The sequence below is a fragment of the Streptomyces sp. A01 genome (genome assembly GCF_059026195.1).
Window position 1 is genome coordinate 128,385 of the sequence record NZ_JBWLKN010000012.1, and the last position, 21,777, is coordinate 150,161.

General features: G+C 71.1%; 17 protein-coding genes and 1 tRNA gene. 12 read left to right on the forward strand and 6 right to left on the reverse strand.

All coding sequences use genetic code 11. The features are described from left to right. Positions 1–7: 7 nt before the first annotated feature. The 4 genes from AC5P1B_RS18315 to AC5P1B_RS18330 form a co-directional block, all read right to left on the reverse strand. Positions 8–1,216, reverse strand: coding sequence for a cellulose-binding protein (locus AC5P1B_RS18315; RefSeq protein ID WP_493888347.1), 1,209 nt, complete (start codon positions 1,214–1,216; stop codon positions 8–10). 504 nt (positions 1,217–1,720) lie between these two features. Beyond that, positions 1,721–4,975, reverse strand: a complete 3,255-nt coding sequence (locus AC5P1B_RS18320; protein ID WP_493888430.1) for an SUKH-4 family immunity protein — start codon at positions 4,973–4,975, stop codon at positions 1,721–1,723. A 5-nt stretch (positions 4,976–4,980) separates the two neighbouring features. Beyond that, the gene (locus tag AC5P1B_RS18325) at positions 4,981–5,955 is read right to left on the reverse strand and encodes an SMI1/KNR4 family protein (RefSeq protein ID WP_493888348.1); all 975 of its coding nucleotides are present in this window, start codon (positions 5,953–5,955) and stop codon (positions 4,981–4,983) included. A gap of 80 nt (positions 5,956–6,035) precedes the next feature. After that, entirely contained in the window at positions 6,036–6,896 is an 861-nt protein-coding gene (locus AC5P1B_RS18330) for a hypothetical protein (protein WP_493888349.1), read from the reverse strand. 220 nt (positions 6,897–7,116) lie between these two features. Here AC5P1B_RS18330 and AC5P1B_RS18335 point away from each other — a divergent pair, with 220 nt between their 5' ends. Beyond that, positions 7,117–7,662: a YwqJ-related putative deaminase gene (locus AC5P1B_RS18335; RefSeq protein ID WP_493888351.1), complete on the forward strand. Its 546-nt coding sequence runs from the start codon at positions 7,117–7,119 to the stop codon at positions 7,660–7,662. A 1-nt stretch (position 7,663) separates the two neighbouring features. After that, complete coding sequence (locus AC5P1B_RS18340; protein WP_493888352.1) at positions 7,664–8,167, forward strand: SUKH-3 domain-containing protein; 504 nt, start codon at positions 7,664–7,666, stop codon at positions 8,165–8,167. Between the two features lie 173 nt (positions 8,168–8,340). On the opposite strand, the gene AC5P1B_RS18345 is transcribed toward AC5P1B_RS18340, so the two are convergent. Next, positions 8,341–9,753 (reverse strand): sensor histidine kinase, encoded by a 1,413-nt coding sequence (locus AC5P1B_RS18345; RefSeq protein WP_493888353.1) that lies wholly within the window; start codon positions 9,751–9,753, stop codon positions 8,341–8,343. A 155-nt stretch (positions 9,754–9,908) separates the two neighbouring features. Between AC5P1B_RS18345 and AC5P1B_RS18350 the strand changes: the two genes are divergently transcribed. From AC5P1B_RS18350 to AC5P1B_RS18380, 7 genes are all read left to right on the forward strand, one after another. Continuing rightward, a complete protein-coding gene (locus tag AC5P1B_RS18350) occupies positions 9,909–10,802 on the forward strand; it encodes a hypothetical protein (RefSeq protein ID WP_493888354.1) in 894 nt (297 codons plus the stop codon). A 29-nt stretch (positions 10,803–10,831) separates the two neighbouring features. Next, positions 10,832–10,903 (forward strand) — tRNA-Gln (locus AC5P1B_RS18355). A 113-nt stretch (positions 10,904–11,016) separates the two neighbouring features. Continuing rightward, the gene (gene glmU, locus AC5P1B_RS18360) at positions 11,017–12,513 is read left to right on the forward strand and encodes a bifunctional UDP-N-acetylglucosamine diphosphorylase/glucosamine-1-phosphate N-acetyltransferase GlmU (RefSeq protein ID WP_493888355.1); all 1,497 of its coding nucleotides are present in this window, start codon (positions 11,017–11,019) and stop codon (positions 12,511–12,513) included. 73 nt (positions 12,514–12,586) lie between these two features. Then, positions 12,587–13,564, forward strand: coding sequence for a ribose-phosphate diphosphokinase (locus AC5P1B_RS18365; RefSeq protein WP_493888356.1), 978 nt, complete (start codon positions 12,587–12,589; stop codon positions 13,562–13,564). 355 nt (positions 13,565–13,919) lie between these two features. Beyond that, the gene (locus tag AC5P1B_RS18370) at positions 13,920–14,507 is read left to right on the forward strand and encodes a 50S ribosomal protein L25/general stress protein Ctc (protein ID WP_493888357.1); all 588 of its coding nucleotides are present in this window, start codon (positions 13,920–13,922) and stop codon (positions 14,505–14,507) included. Between the two features lie 188 nt (positions 14,508–14,695). Then, on the forward strand, positions 14,696–15,292 hold the full coding sequence (gene pth, locus AC5P1B_RS18375) for an aminoacyl-tRNA hydrolase (protein WP_493888358.1): 597 nt from the start codon (positions 14,696–14,698) through the stop codon (positions 15,290–15,292). A 128-nt stretch (positions 15,293–15,420) separates the two neighbouring features. Then, positions 15,421–16,026, forward strand: a complete 606-nt coding sequence (locus AC5P1B_RS18380) for a hypothetical protein (protein ID WP_493888359.1) — start codon at positions 15,421–15,423, stop codon at positions 16,024–16,026. 77 nt (positions 16,027–16,103) lie between these two features. Here the strand turns inward: AC5P1B_RS18380 and ppc are convergent, their stop codons facing one another. Further along, positions 16,104–18,875: a phosphoenolpyruvate carboxylase gene (gene ppc, locus AC5P1B_RS18385; RefSeq protein ID WP_493888431.1), complete on the reverse strand. Its 2,772-nt coding sequence runs from the start codon at positions 18,873–18,875 to the stop codon at positions 16,104–16,106. Positions 18,876–19,109: 234 nt separating this feature from the next. Between ppc and AC5P1B_RS18390 the strand changes: the two genes are divergently transcribed. The 3 genes from AC5P1B_RS18390 to AC5P1B_RS18400 all read left to right on the forward strand — a co-directional run bounded on the left by AC5P1B_RS18390 (position 19,110) and on the right by AC5P1B_RS18400 (position 21,777). Then, on the forward strand, positions 19,110–20,111 hold the full coding sequence (locus AC5P1B_RS18390) for an acyl-CoA desaturase (protein ID WP_493888360.1): 1,002 nt from the start codon (positions 19,110–19,112) through the stop codon (positions 20,109–20,111). After that, a complete protein-coding gene (locus AC5P1B_RS18395; protein WP_493888432.1) occupies positions 20,111–20,800 on the forward strand; it encodes a TetR/AcrR family transcriptional regulator in 690 nt (229 codons plus the stop codon). The genes AC5P1B_RS18390 and AC5P1B_RS18395 overlap by 1 nt, the downstream gene beginning before the upstream one ends. A 392-nt stretch (positions 20,801–21,192) precedes the next feature. Then, complete coding sequence (locus tag AC5P1B_RS18400; RefSeq protein WP_493888361.1) at positions 21,193–21,777, forward strand: Uma2 family endonuclease; 585 nt, start codon at positions 21,193–21,195, stop codon at positions 21,775–21,777.

A 21,777-nucleotide genomic window follows, 5' to 3' on the forward strand; every position in this document is an offset into this window, starting at 1 on the left:
GAGGCCGTCACTGGGCCGGTGACTCCGCTGACGGATGCGTAGGCAGCTGAACCTCGATCGTGTCCTCCTCGTCGCTCACGCGATGCGACCCGGCAGCGGGCTTCGGCACGGCCACGCCCGGCACGCCACTCTTGCCGTTCGCGCTGTAGGTGCCGTTCGCGCTGGTCGTACGGTTCGCGCTGGTCGCACGGATACCGCTGTGCGTGCCGTTCGCGCTGTACGTGCCGTTCACGCTGGTCGTACGGTTCCCGCCGTCGGCGCTCTCCGCCGTGCCACCCGCGTCAGCCGCGCCCGACGCGCTCCCCGCGCCGTCGCCGCCGCCCGGCCCCGTTCCGGCGCCCGCCGAGGGGCCCGCCCCGGCCGACGGCTCGGCCGACTCGTCCGGCTCCGTTGGGCCGACGGGCTCGGACGGCCGCCCCATCAGCGTCGCCAGGCTGTTGCGTACGTGGTCCATGTGCGACCTGACCTCGTCGTACTGCTGCGCGTGGTCCCGTAGGGCCTGCTCCGTCTCGCGCTCCGTACGCTCCGCGTACACCCGGGCGCGCGCCACCAGCTCCGCGGCCTGTGCCTCCGCGTCCTCCTGGCCGTGCCGAGCCGCCTCCTCCGCTTCCGCGTAGGCGCGCCGCGCCTCCGCCTTGGAACTCCCGCCCTGGAGCTCAAGCTCCGCGACGCGCGCTTCCAGCGCGGCCTCGTGCTCGGCGATGTCGCGCGACGCCGCGTCCCAGCGTTCCGCGTGGTCCTTGTCCTGCGCCGCCAGGATCGCTTCCGCCCGCTGCTGGGTGTGCTTCAGCTCGGCGACGGCCTCGCACCGCCACAGCTTGGCGTCGTGGTGTGCCGTGCTACGGAGTTCGACGGCGGTCTCCCGCGCCGAATCGATGGTGCGGGCCGCCCAGGCCTCGGCCTCGGCGCGTACGGCGGTGGCGGCGGCCTGCGCCGACTCGCGCGCGGTGTCAGCGTCCGAAGCGGCGGCTTCCCACGCCTGCTTGGCCTCCGCCTCAGCGTCGGAACGCAGCCGCGCGGCTTCCTGCTCGGCGGTGGCCAGGATGAGCTGCGCACCCTCACCCAGCGTCTCGTACGTCTGCGGCGGCAGCTCGGCGACGACCGCGCGCAGCCGCTCCAGCTCAGCGGTCATCTCGTTGGCGAGCACCGTCAGACGTGCGGCGCGTTCCCATACCGTGTCGCGGCTCGCGGACAGGTCCACCAGGTACTGGTCCACCTGCGCCGGACGGTAGCCGCGGCCCCGCCCAGCAGTGAAGCCATGGGGTGATACCGATGCACTCATCCTTAAAGCCCCTCTATCCGGTGGTATCCGACGAACATCTTTGTGGATGAGAGCGAAATGCCCATAACGCGACACTCCGCCTCGGACGCCTCAGCCAAGGATGCGGCAATTGGCGTGAGAAGTCGCAATCTCTCCGAATCTTGTGAAACGTAGCCCAATCCGCAGAAAGCGAGGAAGCACCGGAAGAGCCGAAGGAGGGATGAGAGGGGCCGAGAAGGGCCGAGAAGCGCCCAAGAGGGCACTGGAGAGGCGGCGAAGTGGGCCCATGGGGCTTCATGGGGCGGCGCGCGCCTGACAAAAACCTGGCGCCCGGCCCCGTGCGACGGGGACGGGCGCCAAGACAGACGCGCTGCGCGGCTCCGGCCCGCAGGCGGGCGCGGCTGGGTGGCCGGGGCCGAGGTGCGGGACGCGGTCAGGGCGTCCCGCGGGCGATCGGGATCAGAGCAGGCCGTCCCACATCTGCTCAAGCAGCACCGCCCACCAGTTCTCCGGTGAGGCGAGCGCCGCCGGGTCGAGCGCGGCCAGCTGGGTCTGGAAGTCCACCGTCCACCGGCCCGCCTGCTCCGGCGTCAACGTGGCTCGCAACCGCCACATCCACCCCAACAGACCCATGCAGCGTACGAACTCCGGAAGCCCGGTGTTCACGAACTGCGGGGGCGCGGGCTGGCCACCGGGACCACCTTCGACAGGGACGGCCACGATGTGCGCCGTGCCGTACTGCACACACAGCTGACGGCCGAAGTCATTGCCCATGACCAGATAGGAGCCCGCGTCAGAAGCGGGCTGCACCTGACGCTCGGCGGCCAGCTCGGCGAGCGTGGGAACCGGGCGGCCGGGCTGCGCCTGGGCCCAGAAGAACGGCCCGAAGTCCACGGGCAGCCCCGCCCACACCAGCGTCTGCGCCACGATGTCCGGCACGCCCTGCCTGGAGACCGCGCGCTGGTCGAAGCGGAAGACGCCCTGCGGACCGAAGGCGTTCAGCAGCTCCTGCGCGATGCCCTCCGGCGGGATGGCCGGCGCGCGCTGCACCTGGTTGGGGTGCGGCAGCGGCACCCGGTTCGGCGCGGGCCTGGCCGGGCCGTCCGCGACCTGGTGCAACTCGCCCTGGTGCTCGATGAGATGGCGTACGCCCTGCTGACGCGTGGCGTGGTCGCGGCCGTACGGGGCGGTGTGGCTGATGCGCACCTGCGGCCAGGTCTCGCGGATCATCCGGGCGCAGTAGCCGCCGGGCAGATCGCAGGACTCCAGCTCGGTGTGCAGCTCAAGCACCTGCTGCGGCGGCACGTTCATCGCACGCAGCTCGTGCAGGATCTGCCACTCGGGGTGCGGCGTGCCGGGCGCCGAGCGACGGATGAGCTGCTGCTCGGAACCGTCCTGCGCCCGGTAGCGGAGGACGGCCATGTAGCCGGGCCCGACCGTGGGCAGTCCGGAGGGCGCCTGCGGATAGCCGTACGCCTGCGGGGGCGGGGCCATGCCGGGCGCGCCGGGCCCGCCGGGCATCCCGGGAGCACCAGTCATCCCGGGCGCCCCGTGCATGCCAGGAGCGACAGGACCACCAGACATCCCAGGGCCGGGCGGCGGCGGAGCCATGCCGGGCTGGCCCGGGCCGGGCGGCGGCGCCATGTGCGGTGCCCCGGCGCCGGGCTGACCCGGAACCATGGGGGCGCCCGGAGCGCCCGGCATACCCGGCGCGCCCGGACCCGCGAGCATCGTCGCGGCGGCATGCACCCCACCGGGCTGACCGGGCTGACCCGGCTGGTTCGGATAACCGGGCTGGCCCGGGGCGCCAGGGAGGCCGGGCGGCGGCGGGGTGTGCGGGCCACCGGCACCGGGCACTCCCGGCGGGCCGGGAGGCTGCGGGCCACCGGCACCGGCACCGGGCTGGCCTGGCGCACCAGGGGCGCCGGGCGCACCCGGAACCCCGGGCACCCCAGGACCGGCCAGCATCGTCGCGACGGCATGCACGCCACCGGGCTGACCCGGCTGGCCCGGCTGACCCGGAACGCTGCCGTGCGCGCCGCCGGGGGCACCAGGGGCGGCGGGCGGCGGCGTGTTCGGGCCGCCGGGAACACCCGCGCCCATGCTCTCCGGGTCGAGCTGGGAGACGAGCTGAGTCGGTACGTACCCACCAGCCGGCGCGCCGGGGGCTCCCGGGCCTGACGGCGGTGGCGTGCCGACCGCGTCCCCGGAGCGGGCCCCGGGCGTGCCGGGGACGCCGGGAGGCGGCGGCGTCGAGGGGCCGCTGCCGCGCGACGCCTTGCTGGTGGCGGCGTCCGCGATGTCGGCCGCGGCGGACTCCGGCGAGCCGCCGGGAGCGCCGACGCTGCCCGGGCCACCGGTTCCACCGGAGGCGTGTCCGGCGGGAGGCGCCGGTTGGCCGGGCGGCGGGCCGGGCGGCATGGCAGGCGCGGGCGCCACACCGCCACCGGCGTGCGGACCGCCAGGAGCCTGCGGCCCACCGGCCTGCGGGACACCGGGACCTTGCGCGCCGCCGGGACCCTGCGGGCCGCCGGGGGGCTGCGAGGCGCCAGGGGCTGCCTGGAGGAAGTAGCCGTCGAGAGCGGGCGCGATGGCCGTGGGCGGCAGGACGCTGCCCGCCGACATCAGCTCGGTCTTGGCCTCGGCCGCGACGCCCGGCACCGGGGTGTCATCGTCGTCGAAGCCCGCGAGGGGCGGCGCGAAGACGGTGGCGGGCGGGGCGACCGAGCGGTCGCCATCGTCGCCCTTCGGGTTGGTGTCGGCGCCCTCCCAGGGCGTGCCACTGGACGATCCCGGCGCCGCCGGGAAAGCCGGAGCCGGGGACGAAGGAGACGGTGGGGACGACGGGGATGACGAAGTGGACGACGGGGCAGGCGGGGGCGGCGGGGCGGGAGTGGGCGCGGCGGCCGGTTCGGGGAAGCTTTGCGAGCCGCCCTCAAACGACTTGTGGCCGGACGAACCACCCACCGCATCACCCGAAGAGCCGCCCGCCGAGGCATCCGAGGCGTTGCCCGTCGAGCTGTCGTACGCGCCGTTGAACGAGTGGTCCAGCGACCGGTCCAGCGCGCTGTCCGACAAACCACCGGAACCGGCACCACCGCCGGAGCCACCAGCGCCGCCGGCGCCACCGTCGGCGCCAGAGCCACCCGACGCGGCGGCGGCCGGGAAGCCGCCGTGCTCGCCGCGGCCGGACGATCCGCCGGGCCCGCCGCTCGCCGACCCGTCCGGCGCGCGGTCACCCGGTCCACCGCCGACCGACGCGCCACCGACCGGTGCGGCGCCGTCCGACGTACCGCCCGACGACTTGCGGTCCGCGAGGCCGATCGAGTCCGCCGCCTCCTGAAGCCACTCCGGCGGCGTCAGCAGGAAGGAGGTCGCCCCCAGGTCGATACGCTGCGGCGGCGCCTCGGGGGCCGGGGCCTCGCCGGGTGTGCCGTACTCCTCCTCGTACCGCCGGATGACCTCGCCCACCGGGAGACCCGGCCACAGCGTGGTCTCGCCGCTGTCGCGGGCGATGACCAGCCGGGCGCCGCTCGAACCCGCCGCTCGCCCCTCGGAGCCGGCGGCCGAGGTCGGGCCGTCCGCCCGGTCCTCAGCCCACGCGACGAAACCCAGGTCGAACTCCCGTACCCGCACCTCGCGCTGCTGGTAGCGGGGGACCTCACCGTTGATCCACTGCTCCGCGCGCTCCTGCGCCTGCGCGAAGGTCACCATCGCGCTCATCCCTCCACCGGGACGACGTACGCGAAGCCGCCGTCCACCATCAGGTTCGCCACCGTCTCCAGCTCCGGGGGGTTGCCCGCGAGCCGCAGCAGAAAGGCGTCGAAGTCGTCACCGCAGGGAAGCATCAGCTCCGCTGCCCGGTCCGCCACGGGCCAGTCGTCATGGTCACGCGCGTCGTCGTACGCACAGAACCAGACCGAGCCGATCGCGTCGCCCTTCACCTTCACGGCGATCACCCCGCCCTGGACGAACCCGACGCCGAGGTAGTCCTTGGTGAAGTGGTCCCGCAGGCACTTGTTGACGTAGACGAGGTCGTTGACCGCTGCCTCGTCCCGCACGGTGAAGAACGGCTGGTCGACCAGCAGGCCCAGTTCGGGATCGAGGGCGGCGCCGACCGGCGCGCAGCCGCCCGCGGCCTTCAGGAACGCGCGGTAGGCGTCGGGCAGCCGGTAGCCGAGGTCCTCCTCCACGCCCAGCACCGCGTCCTCCGTGACCGACAGGCCGCGCTTGGGCAGCCCGAAGTGCACTGGGCGGGTCTCCTGAAGGGGGCGCGTGCCGCGCTTGTCCTGGTCGACGGCGGCCGTCGCGAGCCCACCATGGTGCCGCAGCAGCGCCTTCACCTCGACGGGGATCAGCTGCATCCGCCGCGTCCCGGCGACGTGATGCCACGTCCAGCCGTGCGGCGTCGCGACGGACGAACCGTCGTCCCACAGCTCATGGCCCTCAGCGTGCAGTACGGCGTTGGCCGACACGAAGTCGGTCAGCCGCAGCTCGTCGACGCCGAAACCCTCGGGGGGTTCGGCGATTTCCACGGCCGCTCTCGCGTAGGGCGAAAAGTCCGGATACCCGTCTTCATCCACCCGTACACCCTTCGGGTGCCGGGCAGCGCGGACCGGGTCCGGGAAGTGCACGACCTGCCCGGCGTAGGCCGTGTTCGGTGGCGCGGCTTGCCCGAGCCGACCTGTCGTCATGGCGGTTGCCCCCTGCTGCTGCTGGCTACTACGGACAGCCTATGCGGTGGCGCAACAGGGGTAACCGCACCGCCTCCGCCTCAGCTCTTCGCCGCCGCGACCAGCTTGGCGTGCTGCTTGGCGGCCACCTCACGGCCCACCGGCTCGGCCTTCCCGCTCGTACCGCCGGAGATGAACGTCGCTGTGTTGCCACCCGTACGCACCACCGTGATCGCCACCGGCGCGTCCTTCTCGGCCTTGTCCCGCATGATGAAGCTCACGGACGCGTCACCCACGGACACCTCCTCACCGGGCGAGATCGCCAGCGGCTCCTTGTCACCCTTACCGCTGATCGCCGTAAAACCCTGACAGTCCTTGACCGCGGCACGCAGCTCGCTCACCCACTTCTCGGCGTCCCCGTCCTTGTAGGCGGCGAGCAGCAGTTGGCTCAGTGTCCCGCCGCCCTTCCCCTGAAGGTCACCCTTCATCAGGCTGCCCGCCGTGTACGCCGTACGCGGGTACTTGGGCCGGGAGCCGAGGGCGTCCGCGATCGGACGGCACTCGGACCGGTCCGAGGCGACCGTGGCGTCGGCGGGCAACGCGTCGCTCGGGTTGCGCTGCGCCTTGTAGCCGGGCACGTCACCCTGCTTGAGCAACGCGGACTCCAGGCCCGCCTTCGCGAGCGGCTTGGCCCCCGAATCCGACGAGCCGCCACCCGAGTCACCGCCTGAACCACCCGAGTCCCCTGAACCTCCGGAATGACCCGAGTCACCGGAGTCCCCGGAACCACCTTCCGAATTTCCTCCCGATTTACCGCCGGAGTCACCACCCCCGGACGACTGCTCCTTGCCCCCGCCGTTCCCGCCGCCGTCATCGCCGGAACCGCCGGAACACGCGGCCGACAGGGCCAGTACGGGTGCGACGAGAGCGGCGATCACCGATCGCTTGATGTGTTTACGCATGCAGCGCACCTTCCCAGCCACGGGCCGAAAACGCATCAGCGGCCGCCACGATGGCCAGCACCCGTCACGCGACGGTTACGTACCGCGCGTGACACCGGGTAACACAGGCACCCACAGCCAGGTGACGCGCGCGAGACGCCTACCTGACTTCCGCACCACGCGTCCCATTTGGCAGTCTGAACCCCGCAACAGGGGGATTGCACGGGAGGGAAGCACCACGATGCACACCACACAGGACCGTGGCGACGCCGCGGGCACGCCGGGCGACCCCCGGCTCAGCTGGAGCAGTACCGACGGCAAGGACCAGCCACCCGCCTTACTCCACCGCCGCGACGGCATCCTGCCCGCGGTCGCCGCCGCACTCTCCGTACGAGGAGAGACGCTCACGTGCACCGCGGGCAAAGCCGACCAGCCACCACCGCTGCACCCGCTGATCCAGGACTTCCTCGACACGCTCGGCAACGCCCAGCGTGAGCGGTTCACCGGCCGATGTCCGGAGGCGATCCTGCTCTCCCGGTACCTCACAGGCGTGGAGGCGACCCGCAGCAAACGTGCCAGTCGCAAACCCCTCACCCCCGGTGAGGCACGCCGCGCCCTCAAGCAGTCGAAGATCACCGCCCGCCGCATCCGCGAGGACGGCGACCCGGCGCACGGCAGCTACGCCCCGCCCTGCCGGTCCTGCGACGCGCTGCTGGGCCAGTTCGGCGTACGCGCGGTCGACCCGTCCGCCCCAGCACCGACCAGCTCGCTCAGGAAGAGAGGCTGACATGCGCGCCTTCGACCGGACAGCGGCCACCCGCTTCCCCGTCGCCGTGGACGCCGCCCTGCGCGAAGCGGGCTGGACCCCGGGCCGCTGGGACATCCGGCAGGCCGAAACCTGGGCCGACGCGCTCCGCAACCACGTCTCCCCCGGCGGACACCGGCACACGATCTTCCCGGCGGCCGTCGAAGCGTGGGCCGAGTTCGGCGGACTGCTCATCCAGCCCCCCGGCCCGGGGCGGCACATCGCGCCGACCCCCTTCCGGGTGGACCCGCTCCACGGGCTGCATCTCGCCCGCACCCTGACCGACCTGGGCCGCGCGCTCGAAACCGCCATATGCCCGCTGGGCGAGGAAGCCGACGGCCAGGCGCTGCTGACGATCGACACAGAAGGCCGCGTCTACAGCCTCGACCACACCGGCGACTGGTTCCTCGGCGGAGACATAGACCGGGCCCTGGCCACCCTCGTGACCGGCAGCCGCCCGGCCCGCCTGGCGGTCGAGGCGGGCTGAGACCCCGCGCCCGGCGGCCGGTACGCGCCGAACCCGCGAACCCGAGCCCCACCCCGGCCCTTCGCGCCGAACTCACGCGAACCGCGCACCGCGCACCCCGCACGTCGAACCGCGCACCGCGAGCCCCGACCGCGGACCGCCGCCGACCGCGCGCCGCGGCGGTCCGGGACAGCTCAGCTCTGCTTCTCGGCCCGCTCCCCCACCGCGTCCACCGGCTGCCGGACCATCCGGTCCGGCAGCACCGCCGACACCCGGAAACCCCCGGCGTCCGTCGGCCCCGACACAAAACCACCACCGAGCGTCGCCACCCGCTCCCGCATCCCCACCAGGCCGTTGCCACCGCTCGGCAGCCCCGCGTCGGCGGCGGCCCGGTCCGAGGGCCCGTTCTCCACCAGCACGGCCAGCTCATGCTGCCGCCGCGCCAGCCGCACCCGGGTCTTCGCCCCCGGCGCGTGCTTGTGCACGTTCGTCAGCCCCTCCTGCACCACGCGGTACGCCGTCGCCTCCACCGGCGCCGCGTAATCCCGCTCATCCCCCTCGACCTCCACCGACAAGTCCACGGCCATCCCCGCCGCCCGCGACTGCTCGATCAACGCCTCAAGCTCATCCAGGCACGGCCCTCCGCTCTCGTCCGCGGTCACCGGCCGCCCCGCTGCGGGCGCCGACGCGGACGAAGCCGCCGACGCCGCCGACGCGGCGGCAGCCACCGACGCCAGCGGCGCGGGCTCCGCCCCACGGCCGGCCTGCTGCTTTCCCTCATCGGACCGCAGCACACCCAGCATCTGCCGCAGCTCCGACAGCGCTTGCCTGCCCATGTCACCGACGAGCGCGGCGTTCCTCGACGCCTTCTGCGGGTCCTTGAGCGCCACCGCCTGCAACGCCGCCGCATGCACCACCATCAGGCTCACCCGGTGCGCCACCACGTCGTGCATCTCCCGCGCGATCCGCGTGCGCTCCTCATTACGCGCCCATTCGGCACGTTCCTCCGCCCGGTCGGCCAGCAGCGAAAGCTCCCGCTCCAGCCCGTCAGCCCGCTCCCGCAAGCTCTCCACCAGCCGCCGCCGCGCGCCGTTGTACAGCCCGAGCAGCACCGGCGGCACCGTGATGCCCACCGACATCAGCGTGGCCACCAGCGGCGACACCCAGAACGGCGGGTCGTAGCCGTCACTGGCCATGTCCTGCTGGAAGCGGATCAGCGAGATGATCAACGTGCCGGTGACGGACATCCCGGCCAGCACCGCGGTGATCCGGCGGGGCAGTGCCGAAGCGGCGAGCGTGTACAGGCCGACCACGGTCAGCAGGAAGCCCATCTCCGCCGGGGTCGCCGCGATGGACACCAGCACCACCGTTATGGGCCAGCGGCGCCGTAGCAGCAGCAGCGATCCGACGACCAGCCCGATGGTCACTCCGGCCACCGTCGGAATCCGTGCCTCATCGGCGAAGCCGATGCCCTCAGCCGCGCACTCCGCCATCGAAGCGAGGGCGATGAATACGTCGAACACCATGCTCCGCCGCCGCGGCCACCACCACGGCCCGCCCGGCGCGCCCCGCGCCTCCGTTTCCGCTGTTTCCCCCGTCATCGTCATGCAAGCCAGCGTACGGGGGCATGCCACAGATTTTCCGCTGGAGCGCACAGCATGCGACGCGTCCAAACAGGCACGGAACGTCACCGGATCACTCGAACTGTTGAATCGCTCAAGCATTCGACACGCGGCCTCCCCGTACGAACAAGACTGCCGCCATGAGCGAAACGCAACGCCGCAGGGACGGCGACGGCTGGGGCGGCCTACGGGACGGCTCGACCACCTTCGAGGAACTGCGGGAACAGGCGATCAGCCTCCGCAGAGAGGGGCTGAGCCGCAGACAGATCCGCGACCGGCTCAAGGTCAGCAACAACGACGTACTCAACCGCTTACTGGAGGGCGAGCCACCGCCCGCGTGGACACAGCGGCCGAACGCGAAGGACGACCTGCGTGCCCAGGCGCGCGAGCTGCGGTCAGCGGGGATGACCTACGACCAGATCCAACTGAAGCTGGGATGTTCGAAGAGCTCGATCTCGTTGTGGGTGCGGGATCTGCCGAAGCCGGAGCGTCAGCGAACCCCGGAGGAGGCATCGGCGATCGCCAAGCGCGGCTGGGAGGCGACGCTGCGCAGAAGGGAGGTCGAACGGCAGCAGACGAAGTTCACAGCCGCGCAAGAGATCAACGGAATGACCAAGCGGGAGCTGTTCCTGGTCGGTGTCGGGCTCTACTGGTCCGAGGGGACAAAGAGCAAGCCGTACCGACGCAACGAAACTGTCGTGTTCATCAACAGCGACCCTCATATGATCGAGGTCTACCTCGCGTGGCTGCGGCTACTGGAAGTCGTACCAGAGCGAATCGGGTACCGGGTGATGATCCACGAGTCCGCCGACGTGCGGGCCGCGGAGCGCTACTGGGCGGATCAGGTTGGCGTGGACGTCTCGAGGCTCAGCAAGACCACGCTCAAGAAGCACAATCCCCAAACCGTGCGGAAGAACGTGGGCGACAGCTACCGCGGCTGCCTGGTAGTCCGCGTCCTGCAGTGCGCAGACCTGTACCGTCGCATCGAGGGCTGGTGGTACGGCATAGTAGTGGGGGCCAGATCGGCGATCTAGAAGATTGTCCGTTTTGGTCGCATATGCTATCCCCTGTGGTGTAATGGGCAACACGGGTTACTTTGGATAACTTGTTCCAGGTTCGAGTCCTGGCAGGGGAGCAAAGCTCAGTTCGGGTCCTGGCGAACCAGTCAGGACCCGTCCGTGTTTCGGCTGCTATACGCACCGGTATCCTTCGGGTGTCCACCACCCGAAGAAGCCGAAGGGTACCCCCGTGAGCGCCAACCTTCCCCGAGTTGTCGGCTCCGCCCGGACGGGGGAGACCCCGCTGGCAGCCGTCATCGTTCTCGCAGCGGGCGAGGGCACCCGCATGAAGTCGGCGACGCCCAAGGTCCTGCATCCGATGTGCGGCCGCTCCCTCATCGGGCATGTCGTCGCCGCCTCCCGCGACCTGGAGCCCGAAAACCTCGTCGTCGTCGTGGGTCACGCCCGCGACCAGGTCGAAGCGCACCTCGCCGAGATCGACCCGGGCACGCGGACCGCCGTCCAGCACGAGCAGAACGGCACCGGCCACGCCGTGCGGATGGGCCTGGAGAAGCTGCGGGACAGCGGAGTCGCGCTCGACGGCACGGTCGTCGTCGTCTGCGGTGACACCCCCCTGCTCACCGGCGAGACCCTGCAGGCACTCGCGGCCACCCACGCCACCGACGGCAACGCGGTGACCGTGCTCACCGCCGAGGTGCCGGACTCCACGGGCTACGGGCGCATCGTGCGCGACGCCGCCAGCGGCGCCGTCACCGGCATCGTCGAGCACAAGGACGCCACCGACAGCGAGCGTGCGATCCGTGAGATCAACTCGGGCGTCTTCGCCTTCGACGCGCAGCTGCTCACCGACGCCCTCGGCAAGGTCCGTACGGACAACAGCCAGGGCGAGGAGTACCTGACCGACGTCCTCGGCATCCTGCGCGAGGCGGGGCACCGGGTGGGCGCCGCCATCGCCGCCGACCACCACGAGATCGTCGGCATCAACAACCGCGTCCAGCTGGCCGAGGCCCGCAAGCTGCTCAACGAGCGGCTGCTGCGCGCGGCGATGCTCAGCGGCGTCACCGTCATCGACCCGGCCAGCACCTGGGTGGATGTGACGGTCACCTTCGAGCCGGACGCGCTCGTACACCCCAACACCCAGCTCATGGGGGCCACTCACATCGCCGCGCACGCCGAGGTCGGCCCGAACGCGCGGCTGACCGACACGGTGGTCGGCGACGGCGCCACCGTGAGCAACACCGTGGCCGATGGCGCACGGATCGGCGAGGGCGCCTCGGTCGGCCCGTACGCGTATCTGCGTCCCGGCACCGTCCTGGGCAAGAAGGCCAAGGCGGGTACGTACGTGGAGATGAAGAACGCCCAGATCGGTGAGGGCACCAAGGTTCCGCATCTGTCGTATGTCGGCGACGCGACGATTGGCGAATACTCCAATATCGGGGCCGCAAGCGTTTTCGTGAACTACGACGGAGAGGCCAAGCACCACACCACCGTCGGCTCGCACTGCAAGACCGGCTCGGACAACATGTTTGTGGCTCCCGTCACCATTGGGGACGGTGCTTACACCGCCGCAGGCTCCGTCATCACCAAGAACGTGCCCCCGGGTTCGCTCGCTGTCGCCCGTGGCCAGCAGCGGAATATCGAGGGTTGGGTGGCTCGAAAGCGCCCGGGAAGCGCTGCCGCCCAAGCTGCTCAGGCCGCCGATCAGGAGCCTGCGACCGATCAGTGAGCGTGCGAAGGGTGCGCCATGCGGGGCGTACGGTGGGGATGCGCACGCGAAGTGAAATCCAAGGAGATTTGCTGTGACCGGGATCAAGACGACCGGCGAGAAGAAGCTGATGCTCTTCTCCGGCCGCGCCCACCCCGAGCTGGCCGAGGAGGTCGCCCACGCGTTGGGCGTCGGCCTGGTCCCGACTAAGGCATTCGACTTCGCCAACGGCGAGATCTACGTCCGTTTCCAGGAGTCCGCGCGCGGCGGGGACTGCTTTTTGATCCAGAGCCACACGGCTCCGATCAATAAGTGGATCATGGAACAGCTCATCATGATCGACGCGCTGAAGCGGGCCTCCGCGCGCAGCATCACCGTCATCGTGCCCTTCTACGGTTACGCCCGTCAGGACAAGAAGCACCGCGGCCGGGAGCCGATCTCGGCCCGTCTGATCGCCGACCTGCTGAAGTGCTCCGGCGCCGACCGCATCCTCACGGTCGATCTCCACACCGACCAGATCCAGGGTTTCTTCGACGGCCCGGTGGACCATCTGTTCGCGCTGCCGATCCTCGCCGACTACGTGGGCGCCAAGGTGGACCGGTCGAAGCTGACCGTCGTCTCGCCGGACGCCGGCCGTGTGCGGGTCGCGGACCGCTGGTGTGACCGGCTCGGCGCGCCGCTGGCCATCGTGCACAAGCGGCGTGACCCGGACGTCGCCAACCAGGTCACCGTGCACGAGGTCGTCGGTGACGTCCGCGGCCGGGTCTGCGTCCTGGTCGACGACATGATCGACACTGGTGGCACGATCTGCGCCGCGGCGGACGCGCTGTTCGCCAACGGCGCGGAGGACGTGATCGTGACGGCCACGCATGGTGTGCTGTCCGGTCCCGCCGCCGACCGGCTGAAGAACTCCAAGGTCAGCGAGTTCATCTTCACGGACACGCTGCCCACTCCGGGCGAGCTGGAGCTGGACAAGATCACGGTGCTGTCGATGGCGCCGACGATCGCCCGCGCGGTACGCGAGGTGTTCGAGGACGGCTCCGTCACGAGCCTCTTCGACGAGCAGGCCTGACGCCCCGAGCCGGCTCCCGCGCCGCCGGCTCGTCGCACGGTCGCTGAAGGGCCGCTTCCCCACGGGGGAGCGGCCCTTCGCTCGTGCCTGCCACGTGACCCTCGTACGTGCCTCGTACGCACCTGCCACGCGCGCCCTTTCGCGCCCTTCCGCCGACCCTGGCCGCCACGTGGTGATCTTTGAGGTACCGTGCCCGAATTGGTGGCCCCGGCAGCGGCGGGTACGATGGCCGAGTTGCTCGGCGAGGGAGGCTGTGTCCACACAGCCCATCCGTTATCGACGCGCTCTTCGTAGCAGGTCTGTTGTAGGCCGAGTGACGGCTTCCAGGTCTTTTCGCGATACGAGGAGTGCAGTCATGGCTGAGGTCAAGGTTCCCGTCGAGATCCGCAGCGAGTTCGGCAAGGGCGCCGCCCGCCGTCTCCGCCGCGCGGAGCAGGTCCCCGGTGTCATCTACGGCCACGGCGCCGACCCGGTGCACGTCGCGCTGCCGGGCCACGAGCTGATGATGGCGCTCAAGACCCCGAACGTGCTCATCGCTCTTGACCTGAACGGCAAGAAGGAGCTCGTCATCCCCAAGGCGGTCCAGCGTGAGGCCATCCGTGGCTTCCTGGTCCACGTGGACCTGCTGACCGTCAAGAGCGGCGAGAAGGTCACCGTCGACATCCGCGTCCACACCGAGGGCGAGCTGGCCCCGGGCGGCAACCTGCTGGAGCACGTGCTCAACGCGCTGCCGGTCGAGACCGAGGCCACCCACATCCCGGAGTCGGTCACCGTCTCCATCGCGGGTCTGGACGCCGGTCACTCCGTGCTGGCCAAGGACATCACCCTCCCGGCCGGCACCACGCTGGCCGTCGACGAAGACGCCGTCGTGCTGCAGGTCGTCTCCGCGCAGGCCGAGGCCCCGGCCGAGGGCGAAGGCGAGTCCGAGGGCGCCGAGGCCTGAGCCACGGGCTCAGCCTGTCTTTCCGCCGCCGCCGTTCCACTCCTCCCGCAGGAGCGGGACGGCGGCGGCGCGCTCGACCCGGGCCCGGGCGCGGGCCCGGCCTGGTGACCGGATACATCCCGCCCGGACGCGACCGCGCACCTCCCACCGCCCCATACCACCGACCGCCACGCACCGGAGTGCAGCAGATGAGCGACGCAGACAGCGACAGCCCCTGGCTCGTGGCCGGCCTGGGCAACCCCGGGCCCGAGTACGCCGCCAACCGGCACAACGTGGGCTTCATGGTGGCCGACCTTCTCGCTGAGCGGATGCGCGGCCGGTTCAAGGCGCACAAGTCCCGCGCGCAGGTCGTCGAGGGGCGTGTAGGCCCGCCGGGGAGCGGCAGCCGTCGTGTGGTGCTGGCGAAGCCGATGACGTACATGAACCTCTCGGGGGGACCGACGGCGGCGCTGAGCGACTTCTACAAGGTGCCGGTGGGCCGGATCATCGCCGTCCATGACGAGCTGGACATCGACTACGGCGCGCTACGGCTGAAGTGCGGCGGTGGCGACAACGGGCACAACGGTCTGAAGTCGATCACCAAGTCGCTCGGCCCCGACTACTTCCGGGTGCGGTTCGGCATCGGGCGTCCGCCGGGCCGGATGGACGTGGCGGCGTTCGTGCTCAAGGACTTCTCGTCCACCGAGCGCAAGGAGCTCGGCTACCTCGTGGACCGGGCCGCCGACGCGGTGGAGTCGCTGATCCTCGACGGTCTCGACCGCGCCCAGAGCACGTACAACTCCTGACGCGCACCGGCGTCGCGGGCACGCCGGTGGCAGTGTGCTCCCCGCCAAAGCGGACATCCGGTGACGACGCTACCGAAGCGTAACCCGGAGGTTGACCGAACGCGCTTTCATGGCCAAGGATCGCCGCCATGGTGCGGACCGGCGCGAGATCCCACAGCACGACGCACAGCCCCTCCCCCAGCGACTCCTGGCCTGACGGCGAAGCCGCCTCCGGCGACGGGTCACCCGGCGGACCCGTGCGGCGGCGCGGCTGGTGGCGCAGGACCGGGGAGAGCGCGTTCGGGTTGCTGCTGCTCGGCCGGCATCTGACGGTGGCGCTGATCGTGCTGCTCATCGTCGCCGCCGGGGTGTGGACCTCGTGGGGCACCGCCCAGCACGCCATGTTCACCAAGGGCCGCGAGCAGGGCACGGTCGAGGTCGCGTCCTGCCATGACGACTGGTGCACGGGCCCGTTCACCGCCCGGGACGCCGGGGGCACCGATCACCGTTCCGTACGGATCGACGCCTCGGTCACCGACGGCAAGGGCGAACGCGTGCCGGCCATCCTGAAGCCGGGCACACGCGAGGCGGTACGGGCCGGTACGGCCGGGGTGCTGTACTCCTGGGTGCCCTTCGGCGGAGCGCTTCTGCTGGCGTCGTTGCTGGTCGCGGGCGGTCTGCGGTTGCGCCGTACGGCGTGGGCGCTGGGTCTGGCGGGGGCGGCGCTGCTGGGGGCGGCGTTCGCGACGCTGTAAGGCGTGCGCCGGTCGGGGCGGGATGCCCGACGCCGGGCGGGCTGAGGCTCAGTCCGCCCGGCGTCGCAGGCGTGCGGTCAGCCGGTGTTGCGCAGTCCCGCCGCCACCCCGTTGACCGTGAGCAGCAGTGCCCTGGCCAGCAGCGGGTCGGGGTCCTCGCCGCGGGCGGCGGCTTCGCGCTGCCGGTGCAGGAGGGTGACCTGGAGGTAGGAGATCGGGTCGAGGTAGGCGTCGCGTACGTGGAAGGTCCGCTTCAGGGCCGGGTTGGAGTCCAGCAGCTCGGTGCCGCCGGTGATGCGGAGTACTTCACGGACGGTGAGCGCGTGCTCGGCTTCGATGGTCTCGAAGACGTGCTTCAGCTCGTCGGGGACGAGCGTGTTGACGTAGTGCCTGGCGATGCGCAGGTCGGTCTTGGCGAGCGTCATCTCGACGTTGGACAGGAAGTTCCGGAAGAAGTGCCAGTGCTCGCTCATCTCGTCGATGACCGTGTCGAGCCCGGCCTCGCGGGCCGCCTTCAGCCCTGAGCCGACGCCGTACCAGCCGGGCACGATCTGGCGGGACTGGGTCCAGCCGAAGACCCACGGGATGGCCCGGAGTCCGTCGAGTCCCGCGCCGCTGTCGGGGCGGCGGGAGGGGCGCGAGCCGAGGTGGAGTTCGGCGAGCTGGTCGACGGGGGTGGCGGCGAAGAAGTACGCGGGCAGGTCGGGGTCGTCCACGAGGGCCCGGTAGGCGTCGTGGGCGGCGTCGGAGACGGTGTCCATGGTGGCGTCCCAGCGGGCGAGCGCTTCGTCCGACTGGCGCGGCGAGGTGTGCAGCGCGGACGCCTGGAGGGTGGCGGCGACCGTCAGCTCCAGGTTCTCCCTGGCGAGGGACGGCACCAGGTACTTGTCGGAGATGACCTCGCCCTGCTCGGTCACCTTGATCTCGCCTTCCAGGGTGCCCCAGGGCTGGGCGAGGATCGCGTCGTGGGTGGGGCCGCCGCCTCGGCCGACGGTGCCGCCCCGGCCGTGGAAGAGGCGCAGTCGCACCCCGTACCGGTGGGCGACGTCACGCAGTCGGCGCTGGGCGCGGTGGATTTCCCACTGGCTGGTGGTGATGCCGCCGAACTTGGAGGAGTCGGAGTAGCCGAGCATGACCTCTTGCACGTCGCCGCGCAGTGCGACCAGCCGCCGGTAGGAGGGGTCGGCGAGCATGTCGTCGAGGATGCGGTCGGCTTCCTTGAGCTCGTCGGTGGTCTCCAGCAGCGGGACGATGCCGATCTTCGCCCAGCCCGCGTGGAGGTCGATCAGCCCGGCTTCGCGGGCGAGGACGGCGGCGGCGAAGACGTCGTCGGCTCCCTGGCACATCGAGATGATGTACGACTCGATGACCTCGGGCCCGAAGCGGCCGAACGCTTCCCTTATGGTGCCGAACACGCCGAGGGTCTTGGTCCCCGCGGCGTCCAGCGGCGCCGGGGAGGGGGCGAGGGGGCGGCGCGAGCGGAGTTCCTTGGCGAGCAGCTTGCGCCGGTAGTCGCGGGGCATGTCCGCGTAGCGCCAGGATTCCTCACCGAGCCGGTCGAAGAGCTGGCCGAGGGCGTGGTGGTGGGCGTCGGCGTGTTCGCGTACGTCCATGACGGCGAGCTGGAGGCCGAAGGCGGCGAGGGTGCGGATGGTGCGCTCAAGGCGTCCGTCGGCGATGAGCTGGCCCCGGTGCTCGCGCAGTGACTGCTGGATGAGCTGGAGGTCGGCGAGGAGCCCGGCGGTGCCGAGGTAGTCCCGGCCGGGCTGGTGGGGGGTGCCGACGGCGAGCCGCTCGCGGGTGTTGATGAGCTTCTGGCGTACGCAGGTGGCCTTGAGGCGGTACGGCTCTTCGGCGTTCAGGCGCTTGTAGCGGGGGCTGATCTCGGGAAGCCGGTCGAGGTCTTCCTGGAGGGAGGTCAGCAGCTCGTCGGTGGCGCCGCAGTTGCGGATGGAGTTCGACAGGGCGGCGCGCAGGTCGTCGATGACGGTGAGGGCGTCGGTGATGCCGTGCTCGTGCTGGAGGATCAGCACGTCCCAGGTGACGTCGGGGGTGACGTTGGGGTTGCCGTCGCGGTCGCCGCCGATCCAGGTGCCGAAGGTGAGGGGCCGGGTGTGGGCGGGCAGCTCGACGCCGACGCGGTCCAGCTCGGCGGCGAGGTCTTCGAGGACGTCGCCGACGGCGCCCGCGTGCAGCTCGTCGAGGTAGTAGATGGCGTTGCGTGCCTCGTCGGCGGGCTCGGGGCGGGCGACGCGGAGCTCGTCGGTCTGCCACAGCAGGTCGATGTTCTCGGCGAGCCGCAGGTGGTCGCGGCGGTTGTCGCCCTCGACGGCGAGCGTGTCGAGGAGCCCGGCGATGCGCCGGAGCTTGTTCAGGACGCTGCGGCGGGCGGCCTCTGTGGGGTGCGCGGTGAAGACGGGGCGCACGTTGAGGTGCTCGACGGTCTGCCGTACGTGCTCGGGGTCGGCGTCCTTGAGCTGGTCGGCGGTGCGGGCGAGGATGCTGCCCTCGGCGTCGCGCCGGGCGCGCAGCTCGCGGCCCCGGTGCACCTGCTCGGTGACGTTCGCGAGGTGGAAGTAGGTCGAGAAGGCCCGTACGAGCTTGGCGGCGGTCTGCAGGTCGGTGGCGGCCAGGAGCTGGGCGGCGGGCTCGCCGACCTCAGCGGGGGTGGCGCCCTCGGCCGGGGCGGCGCGGGTCAGGGCGCGGACCTTTTCGACCAGGTCGAGGAGGTCGCTGCCTTCCTGCCTGACGAGGGTCTCGCCGAGCAGGTCGCCCAGGCGGCGGATGTCGGCGCGGAGGGCGGTGGCGCGGCGCGCCTCGTCGTCGGTGTTCGCGTGGTCGGTGACCACGCTGGTGTCGCTGGCGTTGTCGGCACTGCTCACAGGTGCGGCTCCTCGCGAGTACGAGCACTTCGGGCGGGTTGCGGACCGCGCTGTCCGACGGCACCAGGATAGGACCCCCTGGTGGGAGACACCGACTCCCGGTTATCCACAGCGCTCGCGTCCTCGGGCGCGCCCCTGCCATACTTACGTTGCCGTAGGTTACGTATGCGTAGCCATGCCCCGAGTCCCCTGAGGCATCACATGAATGCAGGCCCCAATGTGATCGATGACGCCCCGAAGACATCTGACCCCTCGCTTCCACCCGCCACTCTGGGTGGAGACAACAAGCGCTCGATCGAGCAGATCACGCTGCTGGCCTTCATCGTCGTCCCCTTCATCGCCCTGCTCGCGGCGGTCCCGCTCGCCTGGGGATGGGGGGTCAGCTGGCTTGATCTCGGGCTGATGGTCGCGATGTATTACATCGGCTGCCATGGCATCACGATCGGGTTCCACCGCTACTTCACGCATGGCGCCTTCAAGGCGAAGCGGCCGTTGCGGATCGCGCTGGCCGTCGCGGGTTCGCTCGCCGTGGAGGGCCCGCTGGTGCGCTGGGTCGCCGACCACCGCAAGCACCACAAGTTCTCCGACGCCGAGGGCGACCCGCATTCGCCGTGGCGGTTCGGCGAGACGATCCCCGCGCTGATGAAGGGCCTGTGGTGGGCGCACATCGGCTGGATGTTCAACGAGGAGCAGACGTCGCAGCAGAAGTACGCGCCGGATCTGCTCAAGGACGGTGCGCTGCGCGCGGTGTCCCGGCAGTTCGTGCTCTGGACGATCGTGTCGCTCGCCATTCCGCCGGTCATCGGCGGCCTGGCCACCTGGTCGTGGCAGGGCGCGGCGACCGCGTTCTTCTGGGGCTCACTGGTCCGGGTGGCGCTGCTGCACCACGTGACGTGGTCGATCAACTCGATCTGCCACGCGGTGGGCAAGCGGCCGTTCAAGTCGCGTGACCGCTCAGGCAACGTGTGGTGGCTGGCCGTCCTGTCATGTGGCGAGTCCTGGCACAACCTGCACCACGCGGACCCGACATCGGCGCGGCACGGTGTGCTGCGCGGGCAGCTGGACTCCAGTGCCCGGATCATCCGCTGGTTCGAGAAGGTGGGCTGGGCGTATGACGTCCGCTGGCCGGACAAGACCCGCATCGACGCCCGCCGCAAGGAGCCCACCTCCGAGCGCGTGGGAGACGCCGCCAGCGCGGCATGATGGAGGACGTGGCGATCGACAGCAACACAACTGGCGGCAGAAACCGGTCCGGGGGCGCGGGGGGTCGGCGGGCACGCCGTATCCGGATGACCGGCAAGGAGCGCCGCGAGCAGTTGCTGGACATCGGCCGCACGCTCTTCGCCGAGCGCGGCTTCGAGGGAACGTCGGTGGAGGAGATCGCGGCGAAGGCCGGGGTCTCCAAGCCGGTGGTCTACGAACACTTCGGCGGCAAGGAGGGGCTGTACGCCGTCGTGGTCGACCGCGAGATGCGGCAGCTGCTCGACATGGTGACGGGCGCCCTCACCGCTGGGCATCCGCGCGAGCTGCTTGAGCAGGCCGCTTTCGCGCTGCTCGACTACATCGACCAGTACACGGACGGTTTCCGGATCTTGGTCAGGGACTCCCCCGTCGCCCAGTCGACGGGCACGTTCGCCTCGCTGATCAGCGATATCGCCACGCAGGTGGAGGACATCCTGGGCCTGGAGTTCAAGGCAAGGGGCTTCGACGCGAAGCTGGCCCCGCTGTACGCGCAGGCGCTGGTCGGCATGGTCGCGCTGACCGGCCAGTGGTGGCTGGACGTCCGCAAACCCAAGAAGGCGGAGGTCGCCGCCCATCTGGTGAACCTGGCCTGGCACGGCCTGGACGGCCTGGAACCGAAGCCCCGGCTGATCGGCCACCGGAGAAACTGAGACCGGGCGGGAGGGCTGTGCCCGGGCCGCCAGGCCCAGGCAAGCAGCCCCCTTCCCTGACACAGCGCAGCGGGTGTGCCCCGTCAGGGGCGCGGGGAACTGCGCGACCGGCCACGACGCGCCCGCACAGTCCGCGACGCACGGACAGGGGCTCCCCCCAGCACGCTCCGCCGGACTAGGCGCGGGCGCCCTCGTCGGCGCGGGAAGCCGGATCGCTCCGAGAGGGAGCGGCCCGGCTTCCGGGGCGTGCGGGATCAGGCCAGCCGTTGGCCCTCAGCCTGCGGACGCTGCCCGGCAGCGCTCTCGCCGCGGGGTTGAGGCCGCTGCCGGAACGAATCTTCCGGCAGACGCCGCCACTAGGCTGGAATGAAGCGACAGTGAAGGAGGTGGCCATGACCGCCGAGTCGATCGACTGGATGCATCCGCCCTCCCAAGGCTGGACCTATGAGCAGGTCAAAGATCTCGATCTGCCCTTCGAATGGGAACTGGTGGACGGAGCGATCGTGGTCCGGGGGATGACGTGTCAATGGCACGACACGGTGCGGGACGAGCTGTATTACGCCCTGCGGGGTGCACAGCGGGCGCCGTACGCGGTCAACGCCGAGCGTTGCGTCCTGGTCGACGAGTACAACCCGCCGAAGCCGGACGTGGTCGTCTTCGACCGGACGGGGCTGGACTTCTTCACCCTGGAGTGCGTACCGGTGGCGGCCGTGAAGCTGATCGTGGAGGTCGTCTCGCAGGGCTCGCGCCGCGAGGACCGGTTCCGTAAGCCCGCGATGTACGCGGAGGCGGGCGTGCCGTACTTCTGGCGCGTCGAACGCGGCGAGGACAGCGCACCGGTCGTCCACGAGTTCCACCTCGACTCACGGACCGGCGTGTACGCGCCTGCCGCCGACGGCCCCGTTCACACCGGGCTGCTCGCCACGACAGTCCCGTTCCCTGCCGAGATCGACCTGCGGAAGATCTTCGACGCGTAA